Annotated in this window: 25 protein-coding genes; 16 read left to right on the top strand and 9 right to left on the bottom strand. The window is 72.1% G+C overall.

Going from position 1 to position 21311, the window contains the following annotated elements:
- Positions 1–83: 83 nt before the first annotated feature.
- The 6 genes from OP86_RS05685 (at position 84) to OP86_RS05710 (ending at position 5620) form a co-directional block, all read left to right on the top strand.
- Positions 84–1094 (top strand): MBL fold metallo-hydrolase, encoded by a 1011-nt coding sequence (locus OP86_RS05685; protein ID WP_030256029.1) that lies wholly within the window; start codon positions 84–86, stop codon positions 1092–1094.
- Positions 1095–1194: 100 nt separating this feature from the next.
- On the top strand, positions 1195–3039 hold the full coding sequence (locus OP86_RS05690; RefSeq protein WP_063832303.1) for an ATP-binding protein: 1845 nt from the start codon (positions 1195–1197) through the stop codon (positions 3037–3039).
- The gene (locus tag OP86_RS05695) at positions 3036–3467 is read left to right on the top strand and encodes a roadblock/LC7 domain-containing protein (RefSeq protein ID WP_030055995.1); all 432 of its coding nucleotides are present in this window, start codon (positions 3036–3038) and stop codon (positions 3465–3467) included. The genes OP86_RS05690 and OP86_RS05695 overlap by 4 nt, the downstream gene beginning before the upstream one ends.
- A complete protein-coding gene (locus OP86_RS05700; protein ID WP_030055994.1) occupies positions 3464–3817 on the top strand; it encodes a DUF742 domain-containing protein in 354 nt (117 codons plus the stop codon). Before OP86_RS05695 ends, OP86_RS05700 begins: the two co-directional genes overlap by 4 nt.
- Positions 3818–3872: 55 nt before the next feature.
- The gene (locus tag OP86_RS05705) at positions 3873–4430 is read left to right on the top strand and encodes a GTP-binding protein (protein ID WP_078588532.1); all 558 of its coding nucleotides are present in this window, start codon (positions 3873–3875) and stop codon (positions 4428–4430) included.
- Entirely contained in the window at positions 4427–5620 is a 1194-nt protein-coding gene (locus tag OP86_RS05710) for a cytochrome P450 (protein WP_030055992.1), read from the top strand. Before OP86_RS05705 ends, OP86_RS05710 begins: the two co-directional genes overlap by 4 nt.
- A 346-nt stretch (positions 5621–5966) precedes the next feature.
- Here OP86_RS05710 and OP86_RS05715 read toward each other — a convergent pair whose 3' ends face one another.
- Entirely contained in the window at positions 5967–6155 is a 189-nt protein-coding gene (locus tag OP86_RS05715; protein ID WP_030256038.1) for a hypothetical protein, read from the bottom strand.
- A gap of 255 nt (positions 6156–6410) precedes the next feature.
- On the opposite strand from OP86_RS05715, the gene OP86_RS33340 reads away from it, so the two are divergent.
- Positions 6411–7676 (top strand): helix-turn-helix domain-containing protein, encoded by a 1266-nt coding sequence (locus tag OP86_RS33340; protein WP_051829722.1) that lies wholly within the window; start codon positions 6411–6413, stop codon positions 7674–7676.
- Here OP86_RS33340 and OP86_RS05725 read toward each other — a convergent pair.
- The 5 genes from OP86_RS05725 to OP86_RS05745 all read right to left on the bottom strand — a co-directional run bounded on the left by OP86_RS05725 (position 7653) and on the right by OP86_RS05745 (position 11826).
- Positions 7653–8252, bottom strand: a complete 600-nt coding sequence (locus tag OP86_RS05725) for an HAD family hydrolase (protein WP_157849670.1) — start codon at positions 8250–8252, stop codon at positions 7653–7655. The two genes, OP86_RS33340 and OP86_RS05725, sit on opposite strands and share 24 nt — an antisense overlap.
- 271 nt (positions 8253–8523) lie before the next feature.
- Positions 8524–8928 (bottom strand): peptide-methionine (R)-S-oxide reductase MsrB, encoded by a 405-nt coding sequence (msrB, locus tag OP86_RS05730; protein WP_030055988.1) that lies wholly within the window; start codon positions 8926–8928, stop codon positions 8524–8526.
- Between the two features lie 30 nt (positions 8929–8958).
- The gene (murC, locus tag OP86_RS05735; RefSeq protein WP_033331123.1) at positions 8959–10341 is read right to left on the bottom strand and encodes a UDP-N-acetylmuramate--L-alanine ligase; all 1383 of its coding nucleotides are present in this window, start codon (positions 10339–10341) and stop codon (positions 8959–8961) included.
- Between the two features lie 179 nt (positions 10342–10520).
- A complete protein-coding gene (locus OP86_RS05740; protein WP_030055986.1) occupies positions 10521–10982 on the bottom strand; it encodes a hypothetical protein in 462 nt (153 codons plus the stop codon).
- A 73-nt stretch (positions 10983–11055) separates the two neighbouring features.
- Positions 11056–11826 (bottom strand): pyrimidine reductase family protein, encoded by a 771-nt coding sequence (locus OP86_RS05745; RefSeq protein ID WP_030256043.1) that lies wholly within the window; start codon positions 11824–11826, stop codon positions 11056–11058.
- 147 nt (positions 11827–11973) lie between these two features.
- On the opposite strand from OP86_RS05745, the gene zapE reads away from it, so the two are divergent.
- The 8 genes from zapE (at position 11974) to OP86_RS05780 (ending at position 18359) form a co-directional block, all read left to right on the top strand.
- On the top strand, positions 11974–13023 hold the full coding sequence (gene zapE / locus OP86_RS05750) for a cell division protein ZapE (RefSeq protein WP_063836515.1): 1050 nt from the start codon (positions 11974–11976) through the stop codon (positions 13021–13023).
- A complete protein-coding gene (locus OP86_RS32770) occupies positions 13020–13493 on the top strand; it encodes a hypothetical protein (RefSeq protein WP_063832304.1) in 474 nt (157 codons plus the stop codon). Before zapE ends, OP86_RS32770 begins: the two co-directional genes overlap by 4 nt.
- A gap of 48 nt (positions 13494–13541) precedes the next feature.
- Positions 13542–13808 carry a type II toxin-antitoxin system RelE/ParE family toxin gene (locus tag OP86_RS32775; protein ID WP_418952587.1) on the top strand — a complete coding sequence of 89 codons (267 nt, stop codon included), beginning with the start codon at positions 13542–13544 and terminating at the stop codon, positions 13806–13808.
- A complete protein-coding gene (locus OP86_RS39120; protein WP_418952588.1) occupies positions 13780–13920 on the top strand; it encodes a hypothetical protein in 141 nt (46 codons plus the stop codon). Before OP86_RS32775 ends, OP86_RS39120 begins: the two co-directional genes overlap by 29 nt.
- Positions 13917–14225 carry a helix-turn-helix domain-containing protein gene (locus OP86_RS05765; RefSeq protein ID WP_030256049.1) on the top strand — a complete coding sequence of 103 codons (309 nt, stop codon included), beginning with the start codon at positions 13917–13919 and terminating at the stop codon, positions 14223–14225. The genes OP86_RS39120 and OP86_RS05765 overlap by 4 nt, the downstream gene beginning before the upstream one ends.
- A gap of 44 nt (positions 14226–14269) precedes the next feature.
- Entirely contained in the window at positions 14270–16360 is a 2091-nt protein-coding gene (gene uvrB / locus OP86_RS05770; protein WP_030055983.1) for an excinuclease ABC subunit UvrB, read from the top strand.
- A 230-nt stretch (positions 16361–16590) separates the two neighbouring features.
- On the top strand, positions 16591–17169 hold the full coding sequence (locus OP86_RS05775) for a TerD family protein (protein ID WP_030055982.1): 579 nt from the start codon (positions 16591–16593) through the stop codon (positions 17167–17169).
- 206 nt (positions 17170–17375) lie between these two features.
- Complete coding sequence (locus OP86_RS05780) at positions 17376–18359, top strand: TerC family protein (RefSeq protein WP_030055981.1); 984 nt, start codon at positions 17376–17378, stop codon at positions 18357–18359.
- A 55-nt stretch (positions 18360–18414) separates the two neighbouring features.
- On the opposite strand, the gene OP86_RS05785 is transcribed toward OP86_RS05780, so the two are convergent.
- Positions 18415–19170 carry a GntR family transcriptional regulator gene (locus OP86_RS05785; protein WP_030055980.1) on the bottom strand — a complete coding sequence of 252 codons (756 nt, stop codon included), beginning with the start codon at positions 19168–19170 and terminating at the stop codon, positions 18415–18417.
- A gap of 103 nt (positions 19171–19273) precedes the next feature.
- Here OP86_RS05785 and OP86_RS05790 point away from each other — a divergent pair, with 103 nt between their 5' ends.
- Entirely contained in the window at positions 19274–19537 is a 264-nt protein-coding gene (locus OP86_RS05790; protein ID WP_030055979.1) for a hypothetical protein, read from the top strand.
- Between the two features lie 260 nt (positions 19538–19797).
- On the opposite strand, the gene OP86_RS05800 is transcribed toward OP86_RS05790, so the two are convergent.
- Entirely contained in the window at positions 19798–20451 is a 654-nt protein-coding gene (locus OP86_RS05800) for an MBL fold metallo-hydrolase (protein WP_030055977.1), read from the bottom strand.
- Positions 20452–20499: 48 nt separating this feature from the next.
- A complete protein-coding gene (locus tag OP86_RS05805) occupies positions 20500–21243 on the bottom strand; it encodes a maleylpyruvate isomerase family mycothiol-dependent enzyme (protein ID WP_051829724.1) in 744 nt (247 codons plus the stop codon).
- Between the last annotated feature and the right edge of the window lie 68 nt (positions 21244–21311).

Consider the following 21311-nt stretch of genomic DNA (forward strand, 5'->3'; position numbering starts at 1 on the left):
CCCGGGAGGGACCGGGGCACGAACTCCGGTCGTCCGTCCAGGTTTTGCCCCACTCTCGGCGCGGCATGGGCATAATCGCGCACATGACGATCAACCGCGCGAACGTGAGCGCGATTGCCGAGGACCTGTACGTGTGGCTCCCCCCGAAGCGGGGCTGGGGCCTGGCCAACTGTGGGCTGCTGGCCTCCGAGGCGACCGCGCTCTGGATCGACACGCCCTACGACCCCTCGATGGCCGAGGAGTTCCTCGCCGCGAGCCGCCGGCTGCTGCCGAGCGGGGTCGAGGTCGACCGGGTGGTCGTCACCCACGCCAACGGCGACCACCTGTGGGGCGCCGGAGTGCTGCCGGACGCCGAGGTGATCGCCACCCGGGAGGCGCTGGAGCACATCCACTGGGAGCCCACCCCTCAGCAGCAGCACGCGCTGGTCGCCAACAGCGACCCGGACTCCCCGCTCGGCGGCTACCTCAAGGAGCACTTCGGGCAGTTCGACTGGTCCGCCACCGAGCCGGTGCACCCGGACACCGTCTTCACCGGCGAGCTGGAGCTGCGGGTCGGGCGCTACCCCGTGCAGATCACCAGCCTGCCCGCCGCCCACACCGGCGGCGACCTCATCGTCCACCTCCCGCACCAGCGCGCGGTGTTCACCGGTGACGTGATCTTCGCCTCGACGCCCGAACAGCCCGGCGACCACCCCTCGCACTGGGCCGGCCCGCTGGAGAACATCATCGGCGCCTGCGAGCAGGCCCTGGCCACCGGCGCCGAGATCTTCGTCCCCGGCCACGGCCCGGTGCTCGACCGCGACGGCGTCCGCGAGCACATCGGCTACCTCGCCTACGTCCGCGAGCGCGCCCACGCCCTGCACGCCGCCGGAATACCCGCACTGGACGCCGCCCGGCGGGTGATAGCGGAGCAGCGCCACCCCGAACTCGGCCTGCCCGAGCGGCTGGTGCTCACCGTCGCGGCCGAGTACCGGCACCTGGACGGCTCGGCGGCGCCCGGCGCCCTGGACGCGATGGGGCAGGTCGCCCTGGTCGCCCGGGAGCTGGCCGGGGACGGCGCCCGGATCCCGCGCCCGCGCACCGGCCGGAGCTGACCCCTCCCGCTCGGGACCGGCCCCCAGCGGCGCCGGTCCCCACCCGGGACCTGCCCGGCCGCCCCCGCGACCCAACCCGCAAGCACTCCCGAGGACTTCGATGACGCAGATCGCGCTGATCGTCCTGGCGCTGGTCGCCGCGGTGGCCACGGCCGTGCTCGCCCGCGCCCGGGCCGTGGCCGTCGCCCGGGCGGCGGCCGCCGAGACGGCCGCCGGCGAGGCCGAGCACCGCACCGTGGTGGCCGAGCACCGGCTGACCTCCATCGAGGGGCTGCTGCGCGAGTCCGCCGCCGAGGCCGAGGCCCGCCACCTGGGCATCGAGGAGCGGGCGGAGGCGGCCGAGCAGCGCGCCCGCGCCGCCGAGGACGCGGCCCGGGAGGCCCAGGACGCCGTCCGTACGGCCCAGGACGCCACCCGGGAGGCCGTCCGGCAGGGTGCCGCCGCGACCACCCGCGCCGAGGAGGCCGACCGCCGCCTCGCCGCCGCCGAGGCACGCGCCGCCGCACTGCTCGCCGAGGTCGGCCACCTCGCCCAGGAGCGGGTCGCCGCCACCGCCGTCCGGCTCACCCACACCAACGCGCCGCCGGTCGGCCCGCTGGACCCGCAGGCCGTCGGCCCGGAGGCCGTCCGGGCACTGCAGTCCGTCCTGGACGCCACCACCGCCGCCCTCGCCGACGAGCGCGAGCGGGTGGACGCCGCCGCCCGCGCCGCCATGCGCGGCGCCACCGCCCGGATCCAGACCCTGCTCTACCAGATCCAGAGCCTGGTCCAGCAACTCCAGCACGACAACGACGACCCCCGGCTGCTGGAGGTCGACTTCCGCAACGAGGTCGCGCTGCGCCGGATCCAGACCGTCGCAGTGCTCTGCGAGGCCTGGCCGGGCCTGGCCCGCACCGACTCGCCGCTCGCCGAAGTGGTCGTCGGCGCGCTCTCCCGGGTGCCCGGCTACGCCCGGATCAAGGTCGCCAACCACCTGCGCGAGCACCGGCTCGCGGTGGTCGCCCGGGCCGCCGAGCCGATCGCCGTCACCATCGCCGAACTCCTCGCCAACGCCACCGCCTACTCGCACCCGGAGACCGACGTCCCGGTCACCGTCCAGCAGGGCGGACGCGGCGCGCTGGTGATCATCGACGACAGCGGCATCGGCATGGAGGAGGACCAGCTGCGCCGCGCCCGCCGGCTGCTGGCCGGACCGCCGGACGTCCTGCTCACCGAACTCGGCAACCCGCCCAGGACCGGCTTCGCGGTGATCGGCAAGCTGGCCCGCCAGTACGGCTTCTCCTGCCACATCGAGCCCTCGCCGTACGGCGGCATGCGGACCATCCTGCGCATCCCGGCCGCACTGGTGACGGTCGTGGACGACGAGCAGCCGCTGTCGGTGCTCACCCCGCTGCCGCTGCGGGCCGGCTCCGGGCCCGCCCCCGCGCCCGCCGTCGCCGCCGTCCCGCCGATGCGCGGCGCCGACGAGCAGGACGGCCCGTGGCTCGCCGACCGCCACCACCAGCCCGGACCGCACCCGGCACCGGCGATCCACGTGGTGCCCGCCCCGGGCACGGACGGTTCGGCGGGGGATCCCTCTCCGGCGCGCTGTTCCGACTCTCCGGGCTCTCCGGGCTCCCCGGACGCTCCGGATGCCCCGGACTCCCCGGCGGACGACGGCACCGGCCTGCCCACCCGCCGTCGGCGCCGTCCGCTCGCCGCCGGGGAGGCGGACACGCCCGCCACCGCCGCCGGGCGGACCCCCGAGCGGGCCGCCGCCCACTGGCAGGCGCTGCAGCAGGGCACCGACTCCGGCCGGGCCGCCGTGGCCCGGGCCGTACGCGAGGACGCCATGCGCCAGAACAGCGACAGCCCGACCGACCCCACCCCCGGCGACACCTCCGCCGGCCGCCCCACCGGTGACACCACCACCGGCCCGACGACCTTAGAAGGAGCCGAGAAGTGAGCAGCACGCCCAGCCTGACCGCCACCGACGAGATCTCGTGGGTGCTGACCCCGCTGCTGGAGCTGCCGGGGGTGCTGCACGCGGTCATCGCCACCGGGGACGGCCTGGTCGAGGGCGCCTCGGACGGCCTGGGGCGCGCCTCCGCCGAGCGGGTCGCCGCGATGACCGCCACCGTGCACGCCGCCGCCCGCGCCTTCACCGCCGCGTTCACCGACGCGGAGCGGCCCCGGCTGGCCCAGACCGTGGTGGAGTCCGACCTCGGCTACGCCATCGTCGTCCCCGCCGGGGAGAACACCTCGCTCGCCGTGTTCACCTCCCCGGACGCCCAACTCGGCAACGTGTCCTACCAGATGCAGGTGCAGGTCGCCGCCCTGGGCCGCGCGCTCGCGAGCCCGTCCCGGCAGCAGGACGACACCACCCGGTCATGACCGCCTTCCCCCGCAGGCGGATGGTGCCCGCCTACCTGGCCACCGGCGGCCGTACGCGCCCCGGCAGCGAGGGTTTCGAGCGGCTGACCGTCCTGTTCGCCGACCGCGCCGAACCGCCGACCGGGCTCGAACCCGAACACCGCCGGCTCTGGGAACTGCTGCGCCCCGGCGCGCTGACCGTGGTGGAGGCCGCCGCGCACCTGCGCCTCCCGGTCAGCGCCACCGTCTTCCTCGCGGCCGACCTGGTCGAGGCGGGCTGCCTGCACGCCCGCGCGCCGATCCCGCGCGCCCAGCAGACCGACCGCTCCATCGTCGAGAGGCTCCTCGTTGGACTCCGTGCGCTCCGGTAGCCCGGCCGACCCGACAGGTCGCGTGGGCTACCTGCCCGACCGGGACCAGACACTGATGAAGCTGGTGGTCGCCGGCCCGTTCGGGGTCGGCAAGACCACGCTCATCCGCACCCTCTCCGAGATCGCCACCCTGCACACCGAGGAGGCGATGACCGAGACCGGGCGGCCGGTGGACGACCTGGCCGGCCTGCCGGAGAAGGCGACCACCACCGTCGCCGTCGACTTCGGGCGGCTCACCCTGCCCGGCAACGTCGTGCTCTACATGTTCGGCACCCCCGGCCAGCGCCGCTTCTTCCCGCTCTGGCAGGACATCGCGCGCGGCGCGCTGGGCGCCCTGGTGCTCGCCGACACCCGCCGGCTGGCCGACTCCTTCGAGATCATGGACATGGTCGAGGAGCAGGGCCTGCCGTACGCCGTCGCCGTCAACCGCTTCCCGGACGCGCCGGACCACCCGGTCGAGGTGCTGCGGGCCCACCTGGACCTGCACGCCGCCACCCCGCTGCTGCTCTGCGACGCCCGCGAGCGCGAGAGCAGCCTGGACGCGCTGATCGCGCTGGCCGAGCACGTCCTGGACGCCCTGCCCGCCGCCACCGCCACCCAGGAGCGCCCGTGACCGTCGAGACCCGCCCGACCCCGATCCACGGCCCGGTCTTCGCCGCCGACCCCCAACTGGTGTACGAGCGGCTGCGCCGGCACGGCCCGATCGCCCCGGTGGAGATCGCGCCCGGCGTCGAGGCGCTGCTGGTCACCGACTACCAGGCCGCACTGGACCTGCTGCGCGACAGCGACACCTTCTCCAAGGACTCCCGCGCCTGGCAGCGGAGCGTCCCGCCGGACTCCCCGCTGCTGCCGGTGCTCGGCTACCGCCCGACCGCGCTGTTCAGCGACGGCGAGACGCACGCGCGCTACCGCGCCGTGATCACCGACGCCCTCGCGCTCTTCGAACCGCACCGGCTGCAGCGTCAGGTCGCCGAGACCGCCCACCTGCTGATCGACCGCTTCGCGGCGGTCGGCCACGCCGACCTGATCTCCCAGTACGCCCGCCGGCTGACCGCCTTCGTGCTCACCACCTGGTTCGGCGTGCCCGAGGAGCACCGCGACCGGGTGGTCGCCGGGATCACCGGGACGATCGAGTCCACCCCGCAGGCCGTCGCCGCGTACGGGGACCTCGTCGCGGTGGTGAGCGCGATGGTCGCCGAACGCCGCGAGCGCCCCCGGCACGACCTCGCCTCCTGGTTCGTCACCCACCCGGTCGGGCTGGACGACGACGAGGCGCTCCGGCAGATCACCCTGACCATGATCGCCGGGCACGAGCCGACCACCAACCTGATCGGCAACGCCCTGCTGCGCCTGCTCACCGACGCCCGCTACGCCGGCTCGCTGTTCGGCGGCGCGATGACCGCCCACCAGGCGATCGACGAGGTGCTCTGGCACGAGCCGCCGCTGGCGAACCTCTCCGCCCACTACCCGCGTTACGACATCACCTTCCACGGCCGCGAGATCAAGGCCGGCACCCTCGTCCTGATCTCCTACGCGGCCGCCAACTCCCAGGCCGCGCCGCCCACCGACGACCGCGAGCTGCGCAGCGGCGAGAGCGCCCACCTGGCCTGGGCGGCCGGCCCGCACGCCTGCCCCGCCCGCGACCCGGCCCTGCTGATCGCGATCACCGCCATCGAGCAGCTGGGCAGCCGCCTCAGCGACCTCGAACTGGCCACCCCCGCCGAGGAGTTGCTCTGGCGCCCGGGCCCGTTCCACCGCGCCCTGGTGCACCTCCCGGTCCGCTTCGCACCGGTCATCCCCTGACGGGACGTCCGCTACCGCGGAAACGATCAACAGAACTGAGCGGGCCCGGGTGCTTCCACCCGGGCCCGCCCAATTCCTGGGTGCCCCATCCACCCACCCACCCACCGGCGGGATTGGGTAGCGGCAAAGTGAACTTTGGGAATGGGTGGGCGGCCCGGCCGAATCGGCCGGGCCGCCCGGAATAGCGGGAAGCTGGTTCGTGGGTGCCCAGCCCCACTTGCCCCGCAGGAAATGCACAGCAACGGCGGCCCCGGCCAGGGCCGGCCGGGGCCGCAGGAGCCAGAACTTGCCTCCTCGCCCTTGCGCTTCCTCAGCGTAGGAAGTCGATCTGGTCGACTTCCTGTGCTTACGGGTGGGCGGCCTGGGCTGCCTGGGTGGCGTGGGTGCGGCAGCGGAGGAGGGCGAATTTGATGCGGGTGTCGGGGTTGGGGGTGGTGGTGAGGAGTTCGCCGGCGGTGACGAGGGTGGTCCAGTAGCGGGTGGGGTCGCCGGTGTTGGGCATGCGGTGGTGGGCCGCAGAGCAGGTTTCGAGCATGGCGAAGTACCTCGGAACGGGAAGGAAAGGAAGAGCCGCCCCCGGGACCCATGCTGACGTGGGCTCAGGCAGGCGCGGATAGGCCGGTGCGCGCCGGGGTCAACGTTCTTGCTCCCGGTGACCGGACGGCGACGACTGCGATCTGTACGGAATTGATCACACACCGCCAGCGCCCTGGCGACAATGCTGTGACGCGATCCAGAAGCGATCCCATCTCCGAGGAGCGCCTTGATGCCCGATCAACTACGGCACGATATGCGGCAAGCCCGCCGTGCTTCCGGCATGGGCTGGGCCGAGTTCGCTCGTGCGAGCGGGTTCGGCGTGGCGTACCTGCGCAACGTGGAGAACGGCAACCGCCGGGTGACCGAGTCGGTGGCCGCCGCCTACGACAGGGTCCTCAAAACAGGCGGAAGCTTCGTCGCTGCTCTTGCCGATGCCGCGCCTGTGGACGTTTCTTGGAACCAAGCCGGGGCGACTCTGGCGGTTCTCACGAGCCTGATGGAGGGAAGACGAGTGGATCGCCGAGGGTTCCTCGCTGCCGGCGTTGCTCTGTCGGCGTCAACGAACAATTGGGTCACGGCCATCGGGCGCACTCTCCTGGAGCCACGGGCCACGCCTGTCGATCACTCGTCCCTGCTGGCGGGCTTGGAGGGCCGGCTCCAACTTCTACGTCACGTGGACGACGAGCTCGGCAGCGGCGAGGTATTCACGGCTGCGCGCAGCGACCTCGCCTTGGCGGTGGCGGCGATCAAGTCCCGGCGCTACAAGGGCGATCAGCTGTCGCGCCTGTACGCGATCACCACCGAGGCCGCCCGCCAGGTCGGTTGGGCGGCCTTCGACCAGGGCCGCATCGGCCTCGCCCAGTCCTACTTCGACGCCTCCTTGCGCGCCTCCGCCGAGTGCGGCGATGTGATCGCCGGCGCCTACACCCTGTCCTTCGCCGCCATCCAGTGCTACTCCTCCCCCGGCCTGGCCGGCCGGGCAGTGTCGTTCGTGGACACCGCCCGGACCCAAGTGAGCGGCCGAAGCACTCCGCGGATGGAGGCGATGCTCGCCGCCCGCGCCGCCCGCGCATGGTCGAAGGGCGGGGCGAAGGAGGAGACCAGGCACCAGCTTCACCTGGCACGCGCCGCATTGGACAAGGGGCGGCGCGAGGACGACCCCGGCTTCCTCTACTGGGTGGACTACGGCGAGATCGAGATGATCGCCGGCTCCTCCGCCCTGGAGCTGGGAGACCCTGCCGAGGCCCTGCGCCGGTTCGAGGCCGGCATGCAGGCGTACCCGGGTGACGAGCAGTACCCCCGCAGCCACGCCATCTACCTCACCCGCGCGGCGGAAGCGCACCTCGCGCTGCACGACTTGGACGCCGCCGTGGCCACGGGCCGGCACGCGGCAGCCTGCCTCGGCTCGGTCGACTCCGCGCGCTCTGCGTCCCAACTACGAGGCCTGCGCGAGAAACTGGCTCCGCACACGGCCCACGCCGGGGTTCGCGACTTCCTAGCGGACGGGCAGACGCAGTAGCTCGCGCAGCCGCTGCACGACCACGTCCTCGTCCAGCCCGAGCACCGGGGTGAAGCCGAGCCCCTGGGCAGCGACGAGGTTCTCCTCGCTGTCGTCCACGAACAGGCACTCCTCGGCGCTGACGCCCAGGAGGCCCAGCACGATCTGAAAGGCTTCGGGCTCGGGCTTGCGGACACCGTGATCCGCCGACAGCACCACCGCGTCGAAGGTGCCGTCCAGGTCGAAGCCGGCGTACGGATCGTAGGGCTGCCGGCCGAGACTGTTGGACAGCACCGCGGTCCGCACCCCCGCCGCACGGGCCTGCCGCGCGACCTGGAGAACCGGGTACGCCGGAAAAGCGTCGTGGAGGTACCTGGCCAGCAGGTTGTCCGGCTTCACTCCCATCAGGGCCGCGAACCCGGCATTCCAGTCCTCCTGGCTGATCCGGCCGAGTTCAAGGCGCCTGAACAGGTCCTGCCCGCGCGGGTCTGACCAGGCGCGCAGGAACGTCCCCGGGGCGATCCGCTCCCGGCTCTCGAACCACGTGATGACCTCGACCATGTTCGACGTCAGAACGCCGAAGAAGTCGAAGACCACCGCACGAAACGAAGTCGCTGCCGCCCGATCCATCCGCACAGCGTACGGGGAACCCGCCACTGGCCGACACCCAGCCAGGAGCGCGTCACACGCCGACTGCCGGCCGAATGCCCAGCGGCCGCCATCAAGCCTCCTCCCGACATTGCGGCCGACTTCCTGCGCAGATACGGGATGGTTGCCCGCGCCACTCGTCGTGAAGCCGTGAGTGCGATACGGGTGAGGGCGGGGCCGTGGTGGTGTCCACGGCCCCGCCCTCGAAGGATGCGGGGTGTTACTCGGAGGGCTTCAGCGTCAGCGAAACGCTGTTGATGCAGTAGCGCTGGTCCGTCGGCGTGCCGTAGCCCTCGCCGTCGAAGACGTGCCCCAGGTGCCCGCCGCAGCGCGCGCAGCGCACCTCGACCCGGCGCATGCCGAGCGTGGTGTCCTCGATGTACTGGACCCGGTCCTCCGCCAGCGGCGCGTAGTAGGAGGGCCAGCCGCAGTGGCTGTCGAACTTGGTCTCGGAGCTGAACAGTTCCGCGCCGCAGGCCCGGCAGCTGTACACGCCGACCGTCTTGGTGTCGGTGTACTCACCGGTGAACGGCCGCTCGGTGCCCGCCTCGCGGAGTACGTGGTACTCCGCGGGGCTGAGCTGGGCGCGCCACTCGGCCTCGGACTTCTCGATCTCGTAGCTCATCACGGGCTCCCGGTCGCGGTGGACGGACGTTCAGACGTTGGTGGCAACGTTCGCGAGGTGCTCCAGAATTTCGGGCCCCAGGTTGGTGACGTCCCCCGCGCCCATGGTGAGCAGCAGGTCGCCCGGGCGGGCGAGGCCGGCCAGCAGGGCGGGGGCGGCGGCGAAGGAGTGCTCGGCGGTGACCTCGGCGCCGGCCCGGCGGGCGGCGTCGATGATCAGCTCGCTGGTGACGCCCGGGATCGGGTCCTCGCGGGCCGGGTAGATGTCCAGCACCACCGAGGCGTCCGCGAGCGCCAGGGCCTGGCCCATCTCCTCGGCGAGCTGCTGGGTGCGGCTGAACAGGTGCGGCTGGAAGACGACCAGCACCCGGCCCTCGGTGGCCTCCCGGATCGCCTCCAGGTCGGCGGTCATCTCGGTCGGGTGGTGGGCGTAGGAGTCGATCACCTGGACCCCGGCGGCCTCGCCCTTGAGCTGCAGGCGGCGGCGCACGCCGGTGTAGGCGCCGAGCGCCTTGGCCAGGTCGGCGGCCGGGACGCCCAGCGCGACGCCGGCGGCCAGCGCGGCGACGGCGTTGTGGGCGTAGTGCCGGCCGGGCACCGAGACGGTGAAGATCAGCTCGGTGCCGTCCAGGACGACGGTGACCTCGCTGGTCATGCCGCGGGGCGCCACCGAGAGCACCCGGACGTCGGCGTCCTCGGCGGCGCCGACGGTGACCACGTTCAGGCCCTCGCGGCCGGCCACCCGGGAGGTCAGCTCGCGGGCGCCGTCGTGGTCGGCCGAGACCACCAGGGTGCCGCCGGGGACGATCCGGCCGACGAAGGTCTCGAAGGACTCGTGGATCTCGTCGATCGAGGCGTAGTTGGCGTGGTGGTCCAGCTCCACGTTGAGCACGATCGCCACCTCGGGCGCGTACTTGTGGAAGCTGCGGTCGCTCTCGTCGGCCTCGGCGACGAAGATCTCGCCGGTGCCGTGGTGGGCGTTGGAGCCGGGCGCGTCGAGGTCGCCGCCGATCGCGTAGGACGGGTCCAGGCCGAGCTCGCCGAGGGCGACGGCCAGCATGCTGGTGGTGGTGGTCTTGCCGTGGGTGCCGGCCACCGCGAGGGCGCGGCGGCCGCCCATCAGCGCGGCCAGCGCGTCGGAGCGGTGCACGACCGGGATGCCGCGCTCACGGGCCGCGGCCAGCTCCGGGTTGTCGGCGCGGATCGCGCTGGAGACGACCACGCTGCTGGTGCCGTCCGGCACGTGCTCGGCGGCGTGGCCGACGTGCACGGTGGCGCCGAGGGCGCGCAGCGCGAGGACGGTCTCGGACTCCTTGGAGTCGCTGCCGGAGACACTGGCACCGCGCACTGCGAGGATCTTCGCCAGGCCGGACATCCCGGCGCCGCCGATGCCGATGAAGTGCGGGGCGTGCAGGTCGTGCGCGGCGTCGTTCAAGGCGTGGCTCCGTACGGGCGGGGGCAGACAGGTCGGGCGGACGGTTCCGTGGCGTGTCGACGCGGGGGGCACGTGTCGACGCGGGAATCGTCCTCGCGGGCGGACCGCAAGGACGATTCTGCACCACCGGCGCGCGGAGCCGGGGCCGGTCTCCGGCCCTAGGAGTCGCTGGCGAACAGCCGCAGCACCGGGACCCCCACCTTGTGCCGGGCCTGGGAGGCCCAGTCCCGATGGAAGAACTCCTCAACGAAGTGCGGTGAGGTGAGCACCACCACCTCGTCCGCCTGGTGCTGCTCCACCGCCTCGCGCAGGCGTTCCAGCGGCTTCTCCTCGACCAGCTCGCCCACCGCCTCGGCCCCGGCCGTGCGCAGGTGGCGCAGGCTGTGTTCGAGCGACTCGGTGGCCACGGTGGGTCCGCTCTCGGACTCGTCGTGCTCGTGCACCACCTTGTCGAGGTGGCCGAGGGCGACGTCGTCCAGCGCCCGCAGCAGCTCGTCCTGCTTGCCGCGCGGTTGCATCAGGACGACGAAGGAGACCTTCTCGTCGCTGTGGAGCGTGGTGACGAGTTCCACGTCCGCGTCGGAGAGAGCCTTTTCGATCATCAGTACCGTCTTGAACACGTGAGTCCCTTCCAGTGGCCGGCCCCCGGGCCCCGGCATCGCATAACGGGATCACGATCGGGGAGTCACGGGGTCATTCCGAACCCAGGTGACGCAGGTAGCGGGTGAAGAGGAATCCTTTCTGCTCGATCAATGAGACCAGCCGCATCCGCTGCACGTCCGGCATTTGCGCATCGTGGAGGATGCGCGGCGCGTCGCCGCCGGTGAGCAGCGGGGCCAGGGACAGGCACAGCTCGTCCAGCAGGTCGGCCGCCGCGAGCTGCCCCAGCAGGCGCGGGCCGCCCTCGGACAGCAGCCGGGTCCAGCCCCGTTCGGCCAGCGCGGCCACGGCCGCCCGCAGGTCCACCGCGCCGGTGCCGGCGAGCACCAGGTCGGCCACCTCGGCGACCGCCCGGCGGCGCTCCTCGGGTGCGTCCTCGGTGGTGATCACCACCGTCCTGACCAGCGGTTCCGTGAACAGCGGCGCGGTCAGGTCCAGCTGCAGCGAGCGGGTCACCACGGCGATCGCCGGGGCCGGCGCCTGGCCGGCCGCCGCCCGGGCCGCGGCGAACTCCTTGCGGGCCCGGCCCGGCCGGTAGCCCTCCGCGCGGACCGTCTCCGCGCCCACCAGCACCACGTCCGCCAGCGCGCGCAGCACCCCGAAGATCCGCTTGTCGGCGTCGCTGGAGAGCCCTTCGGACAGACCGTCGAGCCTCGCCCCGCCGTCCAGGCCCGCCACCATGTTGGCGCGCAGCCAGGGGCGGCCCCGATTCACCTGTTCGGGGTACGCGTACAGGGCGGCGAGCGAGTCCAGTGCGGCCGGATCGGCGACCGGCTCACCCAGCGGGCTGATCAACAGTTGCATGTCCTCAGTGTTCCACCGCGGGCCGCCCGGAGGCGGATCCGGAGGCGGTCCGGAGACGGCTCGGAGGCGGTTCGAAGACGGCCGGGACCAGGCGTACCCTCTACTACCGTGCCCGTAGCCTCACGCCCCGCCACCGCGACCGAGTCCATAGCCGACGCGAGCGCGGCCGGCTCCCCGATCGCGCTCACCGACCGCCGCCCCGTCGTGCCCGCCGAGCGGCTCGTCGCCGAGATGGTCCCGCCGCCCCGGTTCGCCGGCGTGAGCTTCGGGTCGTACATCCCGGACCAGAGCCAGCCCAGCCAGTACGAGGCCGTCCAGGTCCTGGAGCAGTTCGCGGCCACCCTCGCCGGAGGAAACGGTTCGGCGCCCAAGCGCAGCTGGTTCCGCCGCTCCGCCCCCGCGCCCACCGGCCCGGCCGGGGTCTACCTCGACGGCGGCTACGGCGTCGGCAAGACCCACCTGCTCGCCTCGCTCTGGCACGCCGCCCCCGGCCCCAAGGCCTTCGGCACCTTCGTCGAGCTGACCAACCTGGTCGGCGCGCTCGGCTTCCAGCAGGCCGTGCAGACCCTCTCCGGGCACACGCTGCTCTGCATCGACGAGTTCGAGCTGGACGACCCGGGCGACACCGTACTGGTCTCCACCCTGCTCGGCCGCCTAGTCGACGCCGGCGTCAAGCTCTGCGCCACCTCGAACACCCTCCCCGAGAAGCTCGGCGAGGGCCGCTTCGCCGCCGCCGACTTCCTGCGCGAGATCCAGGGCCTGTCCGCGCACTTCCGCCCGCTGCGGATCGACGGCCAGGACTACCGCCACCGCGGCCTGCCCGACGCCCCGCCGCCGTACGCCGACGAGGCCGTCGAAGCCGCCGCCGCCCGTACCTCCGGCGCCTCCCTGGACGACTTCGACGCCCTGCTGGCGCACCTCGCCGCCGTCCACCCCAGCCGCTACGGCGCCCTGCTGGACGACGTCACCGCCGTCTGCCTGCGCGGCGTGCGCCAGGTCGAGGACCAGTCCACCGCCCTGCGCCTGGTCGTCCTCGCCGACCGCATGTACGACCGCGAGCTCCCCATCACCGCCTCCGGGATCCCCTTCGACCGGGTCTTCCCGGAGGACATGCTCCGCGGCGGCTACCGCAAGAAGTACCTGCGCGCCGTCTCCCGCCTCGTCGCCCTCGCCCGCGACAGCGCCAAGCAGGGGTGAACTCCTTCAGGGGCGGCGGCCACGAGCTGGACCTGCGCAACGGCGCCACCGAGGTGCTGGTCGAGGTCCTGATGCTCGCGGTCACCGCCCTGGCCCGGGAGGACTGGCACCACGTCTTCGCCGCCGAGCTGGCCCGGCAGGACCAGAACCTGATGGGCCGCGGCGTGGTCGGCCTCGACCTGGACGAGCTGGACTGGGGCGCCGACCCGGAGCGCAACCGGGCCTTCGCGCTGGCCGTCGTCGACCTGGCGCTCACCCGGCACCGCTGGGACGAACTGGGCTACGACCCCCCGTACGCCGAGGGCTACCTGCGCACCTTCCGCCTGATGGTCGAGCACGCCCGCCCCGCCCCCGCCCCTCCCGCCGACCCCGCCGAGGCGATGGCCGCCTCCTGCGTCCGCCACCGCGTCCTGACCCCCCCTGCCCTGGTACCCGGCCTGCGTCTTCTGCGGCCGGGGCTGAACCCGTGACCTCCGTCCCGGCCGGGCGTTGTTCCCTCGCGGAGCGAAGGGTGGCGCATGGCCGGTGGCGGGCCCGGAGCGGGCTACTCGATCGGGATCGAACCCGAGGTACGCGAGTGGCTTCAGCAGTGCTCGCTCCCCGAGTACCGTGCGGTCGAGCGTGCGGCAGACCGACTGGCCGAGGAGGGTGAGCTCCTGCCGTTCCCGCTCTCCAGCCACCTCGGCAGCGGGCTGCGGGAGCTGCGGGTCGGGCCGGTGCGGATCACGTACTGGCTCGCACCCGGGCGGAGGGGCTGTGCTGCTGACTGTCTTCCGCAAGACTAGGAACCGCGAGACGGACCAGGTCGAGCGGGCACGGCGAGCCCCGAAGGTGTGCGAGGCCGAGCATCTGCCCGCCGCCGACCACGAGGTGTACGACCGGGAGGAGCAGCGGTGAGCAGCGGCTATCACACGCGGTGGGTCGTGCCGCCGGAGCACCGCGAGAGCGAGGAGTACCGGGCGGCCGGGCGGCGGATGGCGCTGGCGGAGGCCGTGTACGCCCGCCGCTCGGCTCTCGGCTGGAGCCCGGCGCAGCTCGCCGAGCGGGCAGGGCTGGACGAGGCGACGGTCGAGAGCATCGAGGAGAGCGGCGTCGATCCGACCCTGCCGCTGATCGAACGTCTCGCCGCGGCCTTCGACTCGGTGGTCCGCATCGACCCCGCCCGCGAGCCCGCCATAAGGTTCGAGGCGCACGCGGCCTGACCGAACGGATCCCGGTTGTCAGTGGCGGGTCGTACGGTTGAGTGGTGCGTCCCATCACGAGTATTGAGCGGTCCGTGGCGCCCTTCGAGGTCGTCAGTCCCTTCCAACCGAACGGTGACCAGCCGGCGGCGATCGCCGAGCTGGAGCGGCGGATCAGGGGAGGGGAGAAGGACGTCGTGCTGCTCGGTGCCACCGGCACCGGGAAGTCGGCCACCACGGCCTGGATGATCGAGAAGCTGCAGCGGCCCACCCTGGTGATGGCGCCGAACAAGACGCTGGCCGCGCAGCTGGCGAACGAGTTCCGCGAGCTGCTGCCGAACAACGCGGTCGAGTACTTCGTCTCGTACTACGACTACTACCAACCGGAGGCGTACGTCCCGCAGACGGACACCTACATCGAGAAGGACTCCTCGATCAACGAGGAGGTCGAGCGGCTGCGGCACTCGGCGACCAACTCGCTGCTCACCCGCCGGGACGTGATCGTGGTCGCCTCCGTCTCCTGCATCTACGGCCTCGGCACCCCGCAGGAGTACGTGGACCGGATGGTGCAGCTCAAGGTCGGCGAGGAGATCGACCGGGACGTGCTGCTGCGCCGCTTCGTGGACATCCAGTACGCCCGCAACGACGTCGCCTTCACCCGCGGCACCTTCCGGGTGCGCGGCGACACCATCGAGATCTTCCCGGTCTACGAGGAGCTGGCCGTCCGGATCGAGATGTTCGGCGACGAGATCGAGGCGCTGTACACCCTGCACCCGCTCACCGGCGAGATCATCAGCCAGGACGAGTCGATCTACGTCTTCCCCGCCTCGCACTACGTCGCCGGCCCCGAGCGCATGGAGCGCGCGATCACCGGCATCGAGAAGGAGCTGGAGGTGACGCTCGCCAGGATGGAGAAGCAGGGCAAGCTGCTGGAGGCCCAGCGGCTGCGGATGCGCACCACCTACGACATCGAGATGCTGCGCCAGATCGGCACCTGCTCGGGCGTCGAGAACTACTCGATGCACTTCGACGGCCGCGAGCCCGGCTCCCCGCCGAACACCCTGCTCGACTACTTCCCGGAGGACTTCCTCCTGGTGATCGACGAGTCGCACGTCACCGTCCCGCAGATCGGCGCGATGTACGAGGGCGACGCCTCGCGCAAGCGCACGCTGGTCGAGCACGGTTTCCGGCTGCCGTCCGCGATGGACAACCGCCCGCTGAAGTGGGAGGAGTTCCTGGAGCGGATCGGCCAGACGGTGTACCTGTCGGCGACGCCGGGCCCGTACGAGCTGTCGCGCGGTGACGGCCAGGTCGAGCAGATCATCCGCCCGACCGGCCTGATCGACCCCGAGGTGATCGTCAAGCCGACCGAGGGCCAGATCGACGACCTGGTGCACGAGGTCCGCAAGCGGGTCGAGCGGGACGAGCGCGTCCTGGTCACCACGCTGACCAAGAAGATGGCCGAGGACCTCACCGACTACATGCTCGGCCTGGACATCAGGGTCCGGTACCTGCACAGCGACGTGGACACCCTGCGCCGGGTGGAGCTGCTGCGGGAGCTGCGGGCGGGCCGGTACGACGTGCTGGTCGGCATCAACCTGCTGCGCGAGGGCCTGGACCTGCCCGAGGTGTCGCTGGTGGCGATCCTGGACGCGGACAAGGAGGGCTTCCTGCGCTCCGGCACCTCGCTGATCCAGACGATCGGCCGTGCGGCCCGAAACGTCTCCGGCCAGGTGCACATGTACGCGGACCGGATCACCCCCTCGATGGAGAAGGCGATCGACGAGACGAACCGCCGCCGGGCCGTGCAGCAGGCCTACAACAAGGAGCACGGGATCGACCCGCAGCCGCTGCGGAAGAAGATCGGCGACATCCTGGACACCCTCGCCCGCGAGGACGTGGACACGGACGAGCTGCTCTCCACCGGCTACCGCGGCCAGGGGAAGGGCAAGGCCCCGGTGCCGGCGCTGGGGGCGGACCGCAAGCCCGGCAAGTCCCTGCCGGCGGCCGAGCTGGCGGGCCTGATCCAGGAGATGACCGACCGGATGCACACGGCCGCCGCCGATCTGCAGTTCGAGGTCGCGGCCCGGCTGCGCGACGAGGTCAAGGAGCTGAAGAAGGAGCTGCGGCAGATGCGCGAGGCGGGTGTGGCCTGATCGAGCCGCCGGATGGCACCGGTCAAGCCCGGCGGTGTCTCAGGCTTGCCACAAACGGGGAAACCCTGGGGAGGCCGGGGTGCCGCAGGGCCTAGGCTGGCCTGCGGCATCGTGCTCACGGGACGGGCGCGGGCCGTAGCAGAGGGGGCCTCAGCCGGGGGACGGCGACGGGGTGTTCCACCGGGGAGCCGGGCGGCAGCGACCGCACGGCCGGCAGAGAGGACAACGTCGTGTCGGTCAACCTTGCCAAGGGGCAGCGGGTCAGCCTCCAGAAGGGGCCGGGCAGCGCCCTGACCGTGGTCCGGATGGGCCTCGGCTGGCAGGCCGCACCCAAGCGGGGCCTGTTCGGCAGCCGCACCAGGACGATCGACCTGGACGCCTCGGCGCTGCTGTACGCCGAGCGGACCCCGTCCGACGTGGTGTTCTTCCAGCACCTGGAGAGCAACGACGGGTCCGTCCGGCACACCGGGGACAACCTGGAGGGCGGCTCGGGGAGCGAGGACGACGAGGCGATCCTGGTCGACCTGCTGCACGTGCCGGCCCACATCACCCAGGTGGTGTTCACGGTGAGCTCGTACACCGGGCAGACCTTCGCCGAGGTGCAGCGGGCGCACTGCCGGCTGGTGGACGAGACGACGGGGCTGGAGCTGGCCCGTTACGAGCTCGCGGGCGGCGGGCCGCACACCGGGCAGATCATGGCCAAGGTGGTCCGGGACGGCGACGGCGGCTGGGAGATGCAGGCGATCGGCGCTCCGGCCAAGGGGCGGACCTTCCAGGACCTGCTGCCGGCGATCGAGCCGTTCCTCTGAGTCCCTGACCCCTGACGGTTCTTTACCTTCTTTACCTTTCTTTGCCTTCCCTGTTACTCTCGATGGCAGCGGAGGGGAGTATTCCTCGACAGCCGACCCCGTCATCACGGGTGCCCGTCGTGGCACCCCGGGGCGCTGGCCCGATGGGCGGAAGAGACCTCCGGCAGTGACGATGACTGTCTCGCCTACCTGCCGGAGGAGCAGTAGTGGACGTTTCCATAACCATGTGGGTCACCACGATCGGTGTGCTGATCGCACTGGTCGTCGCGGACTTCTTCATCGGTGGCCGCAAGCCGCACGAGGTCTCGATCAAGGAGGCCGGGATCTGGACGGGTGTCTGGGTCGTGCTGGCGCTGATCTTCGGCGGGTTCCTCTGGTGGCACTCCGGCGGGCAGCCGGCGGGTGAGTTCTTCGCCGGGTACATCACCGAGAAGTCGCTCAGCGTCGACAACCTCTTCGTGTTCATCCTGATCATGGGCAAGTTCGCGGTGCCCAGGATCTACCAGCAGCGCGTGCTGATGTTCGGTGTGATCATCGCGCTGGTGCTCCGGGCGGTGTTCATCGCCGGCGGCGCCGCGCTGGTCGCCCAGTTCTCCTGGGTGTTCTTCATCTTCGGCGCCTTCCTGGTCTGGACGGCGTGGAAGCTGATCAAGGAGGCCCGGGCCGACGAGGAAGACGAAGAGTTCGAGGAGAACCGCCTGCTCAAGTCGATCGAGCAGCGCTTCCCGTCGACCGACAAGTACCACGGCACCAAGCTGTTCGTCCGGGAGAACGGCCGCCGGCTGATGACCCCGATGCTGATCGTCATGCTGGCGATCGGCACCACCGACGTCCTGTTCGCCCTGGACTCGATCCCGGCCATCTTCGGCCTCACCCAGGACCCGTACATCGTCTTCACCGCCAACGCCTTCGCCCTGATGGGCCTGCGCCAGCTGTACTTCCTGATCGGCGGCCTGCTGAAGAAGCTGGTCCACCTGAGCTACGGCCTGTCGGTGATCCTCGGCTTCATCGGCGTGAAGCTGGTGCTGCACGCCGCCCACGAGGCCGGGGCGACCTGGGCCCCGGAGATCGGCATCCCGGTCTCCCTCGGCTTCATCGTGGTGGTGCTGGCCGTCACCACCTTCACCAGCCTGCGGGCCTCGAAGAAGGCCGCCGAGGCCGAGCGCGAGCCGCAGAAGCTCGGCGTCTGAACGAAATAGGAAAGCTTGGGGCCCCGCCGCCGGATGTGTCATCCGGCGGCGGGGCTCAGCTCTGTGGGCGGCGGCCGTACTCGGCGACCCATCGCGAGCCGAGTAGCACGATGTCGGCGGTCTCGACCGGGCGGCCGGTGGCTTGGTCGTAGTAGGTGCGCTCGATCGTCATGACGGGCACGGCGGGCGCGACGCCGAGGGCTTGGGCCTCGGAACGGCTGGCCTGACGGGCTGAGACTCGCTCGACCGGGACACCGACCTCGATGCCGATGAGGGCCATTCGGTCGGCGACGCCGATACCGGCGTGCGGACCGGCCTCCGGCAGGACGATCAGGCTGCCGCCGGTGATCGCCATGGGCTCCCAGCTCTCGGCGAGCTGAGCCGGATCCCCGTCGGCCAGGTAGACGTAGCTGGTGTGCATCACCGGATCGCCGGGCTGGATCTCCAGTCGGGCCGCGATTCGTGTATCGGCGGCACGAGGCTGCGACTCGTGCCGCCAGGTGCCGACCACGCCTTGGCGGGCGAGGACGGCCTCGGTGGGGGAGCCGTCGCCGGGTGCCACACGCTGGCGCCGCACCAGGACGGCCGGTGGCTCCTGGGACTTGACGTAGTAGCCGGCGCCCGGGCGCGCGAGTACGAGTCCTTCGTCGATCAGCACGGCGTAGGCCCGCTGGACCACGCCGGTCGAGACGCCGTGTTCGCGCTGAAGTGCACTGATGGACGGCATTCGATCGCCTGGCCGAAGCCGTCGGGAGGTGATGTGGCCGCGCAGGGCGTCCGCGACGTGCAGGTAAGAGGGTGTGTCGCTCACGCCTCGGCCTCCTCGCTCCGAAAGGTGCGTTGCGGCTGACACCGTAACGCTCACGGCGCTACTCTATCGATACGATTTCACCGTGCCGATAAGGGGAACGTCGGTGCAGATCAGCATGCGCACAAGCCTGCTCAAGGCCTCTCTAGGTCAAGCCGCTGGGGCTCCCGTGCGAGTCACCAAGGGGAAGGCCGGTCGTGTCCGGCTCTCAACGGCCGCTCCGGCCGACACCTCGTCCACGCAGTGGACAGAGGTGCTCGAAATCCTTCGGTCGGGCTGTGAGTGGGGCTCCACCGACGCCACGGGTGAGGTCATCGTCTGGGTCGAACTGGAGGACTTCAACATGATCGATGTGGGGGCCTGGTCATGACCGCTGCCGCCCGCCGGTCGGACTCGCCGACCGGCATCGTGATCCGCTTCGACGTGGGCAGGGCCGGGTGCTACGTCAGCGCCGAGTGCCAGCTCGATGCGCATTGGGCCTGTCCCGGCGGTATCCGGGAGGTGTCCAGGGCCGCCGTCGTGGTGTGTCTCTGCATGGAGCCGACGTGTGCGTGCGCTCGGCACCTCTCGGCGGGCGAGCGTTGATCCGGGCCGGTCGGCTCCGGCAGGAGCCGACCGGCCCGGCGATGGTCACCAGCCGCGCTCGCGCCACTCGTCGAGGTGGGGGCGTTCGGCGCCGAGGGTGGTGTCGTTGCCGTGGCCGGGGTAGACCCAGGCCTCGTCCGGGAGGGCGTCGAAGATCTTCTCGTTGACGTCCCGGAAGAGCGTCCGGAAGGCCTCCGGATCCCCCCAGGTGTTGCCGACGCCGCCCGGGAAGAGGCAGTCGCCGGTGAAGACGTGCGGGTGGCCCTGCGGGTCGTCGTAGACCAGCACGATGGCGCCCGGGGTGTGCCCGACCAGGTGCCGGACGGTCAGCTCGACGTCGCCGACCCGCAGCGTGGCACCGTCCGCGAGCAGCAGCTCGGTGGGCACCTCGATGCCCTCGGCGTCGTGCTCGCCGGCGGCGGTGCGGGCGCCCGTCACCGCGACCACCTCGGCGAGCGCGCCCCAGTGGTCGTGGTGCCGGTGGGTGGTGACCACCGTTTCGAGGTCGTCGCCCACGGTCTCCAGCAGCACCGGGGCGTCGGCGGCGGCGTCGATCAGCAGCTGCTCGTCGGTGGCCCGGCAGCGCAGCAGGTAGGCGTTGTTGTCGTACGGGCCGACGGCCACCTTGGTGATGATCAGGTGGGCCAGCTCGCGCACGTCCGGCGGTCCGCCGACCTTGACCGCTCCGTGGTAGGTCATGCCACTGCTCCTCGTCCGGCTACAGGGTTCAGGATCATCCTCGCGCCGTCAGCCCATGGGGGGAAGCTGGGGGAGCTCGGTGTCGGGGGTGCGGCGCAGGTCGGCGCCGTCGGAGCGGCCGGAGAGCCAGGCGGCGAGGGCGCGGACGGGGCCCTCGACGGTCGGGCCGGTCCCGGCCGAGGCGGCGCCGATCAGGGCGCGGTCCTCGGTGTCGTCGGCGACCAGCCGGACGGCGGGCAGGTCGTCGTCGCCGTTCAGGACAGTGGCGAGGCGACGGAACTGGGCCACCGCGAAGGACTCCGACCACTGCGCCGGGGCGTACCCGCCGTCCAGGTCGACGTGGTGGTACTCCAGCTCCAGCAGGCGCTTGTGCGGGATGTCGGAGGCCGGGAAGACGTAGCCGGTGCGATGCTTGACCGACGCCGTCCAACCCTCGTCGGTCAGCCGCGCGGCGGCCGCGGCGAAGCGCTCGTGCGAGTCGCGCAGGTCGGCGAGGTGGACCTCCAGCGCGCGGGGCGCGTCGCGCTCGATGTCGGCGTCGCGGGCCTCGTTGCTGGCGTACTGGGGGATGTCGGTGCCGGTGCGGGCGCCGTCGAGCAGGTTGACCAGGGAGTCGGCGTTGCGGGCGAGGTGGGCCAGCACGTGGCCGCGGGTCCAGCCGGGGAGCGCGGAGGGCTCGGCGACGGCCTCGGGCTTCAGCCCGGAGGCGGTCTCCAGCAGGCGTCGGGTGCTCTCCTCGACCTGGCCCAGCCAGGAGGCGGCGGCGGAGGCGGCGGACTGCGGGTCGGTCATCGAATCTGCCTTCGGTGGGAGCGGCGCGTTGCCCGCGGGGGGCCTCGCTCGTTGACCTGACGACGCTA

This window comes from Streptomyces novaecaesareae, from assembly GCF_000716875.1.
GTDB classification, from domain to species: domain Bacteria; phylum Actinomycetota; class Actinomycetes; order Streptomycetales; family Streptomycetaceae; genus Kitasatospora; species Kitasatospora novaecaesareae.

Excerpts from the sequence above, each read along its gene's own strand:
- OP86_RS05715 (WP_030256038.1), bottom strand. The coding sequence starts at position 6,155 with ATGCTCGAAACCTGCTCTGCGGCCCACCACCGCATGCCCAACACCGGC.
- OP86_RS05690 (WP_063832303.1), top strand. The coding sequence starts at position 1,195 with ATGACGCAGATCGCGCTGATCGTCCTGGCGCTGGTCGCCGCGGTGGCC.
- OP86_RS32775 (WP_418952587.1), top strand. The coding sequence starts at position 13,542 with ATGGCCGGTGGCGGGCCCGGAGCGGGCTACTCGATCGGGATCGAACCC.
- OP86_RS05700 (WP_030055994.1), top strand. The coding sequence starts at position 3,464 with ATGACCGCCTTCCCCCGCAGGCGGATGGTGCCCGCCTACCTGGCCACC.
- OP86_RS05805 (WP_051829724.1), bottom strand. The coding sequence starts at position 21,243 with ATGACCGACCCGCAGTCCGCCGCCTCCGCCGCCGCCTCCTGGCTGGGC.
- OP86_RS05685 (WP_030256029.1), top strand. The coding sequence starts at position 84 with ATGACGATCAACCGCGCGAACGTGAGCGCGATTGCCGAGGACCTGTAC.
- msrB (WP_030055988.1), bottom strand. The coding sequence starts at position 8,928 with ATGAGCTACGAGATCGAGAAGTCCGAGGCCGAGTGGCGCGCCCAGCTC.
- OP86_RS33340 (WP_051829722.1), top strand. The coding sequence starts at position 6,411 with ATGCGGCAAGCCCGCCGTGCTTCCGGCATGGGCTGGGCCGAGTTCGCT.
- OP86_RS05745 (WP_030256043.1), bottom strand. The coding sequence starts at position 11,826 with ATGCAACTGTTGATCAGCCCGCTGGGTGAGCCGGTCGCCGATCCGGCC.
- OP86_RS05705 (WP_078588532.1), top strand. The coding sequence starts at position 3,873 with ATGAAGCTGGTGGTCGCCGGCCCGTTCGGGGTCGGCAAGACCACGCTC.
- OP86_RS05800 (WP_030055977.1), bottom strand. The coding sequence starts at position 20,451 with ATGACCTACCACGGAGCGGTCAAGGTCGGCGGACCGCCGGACGTGCGC.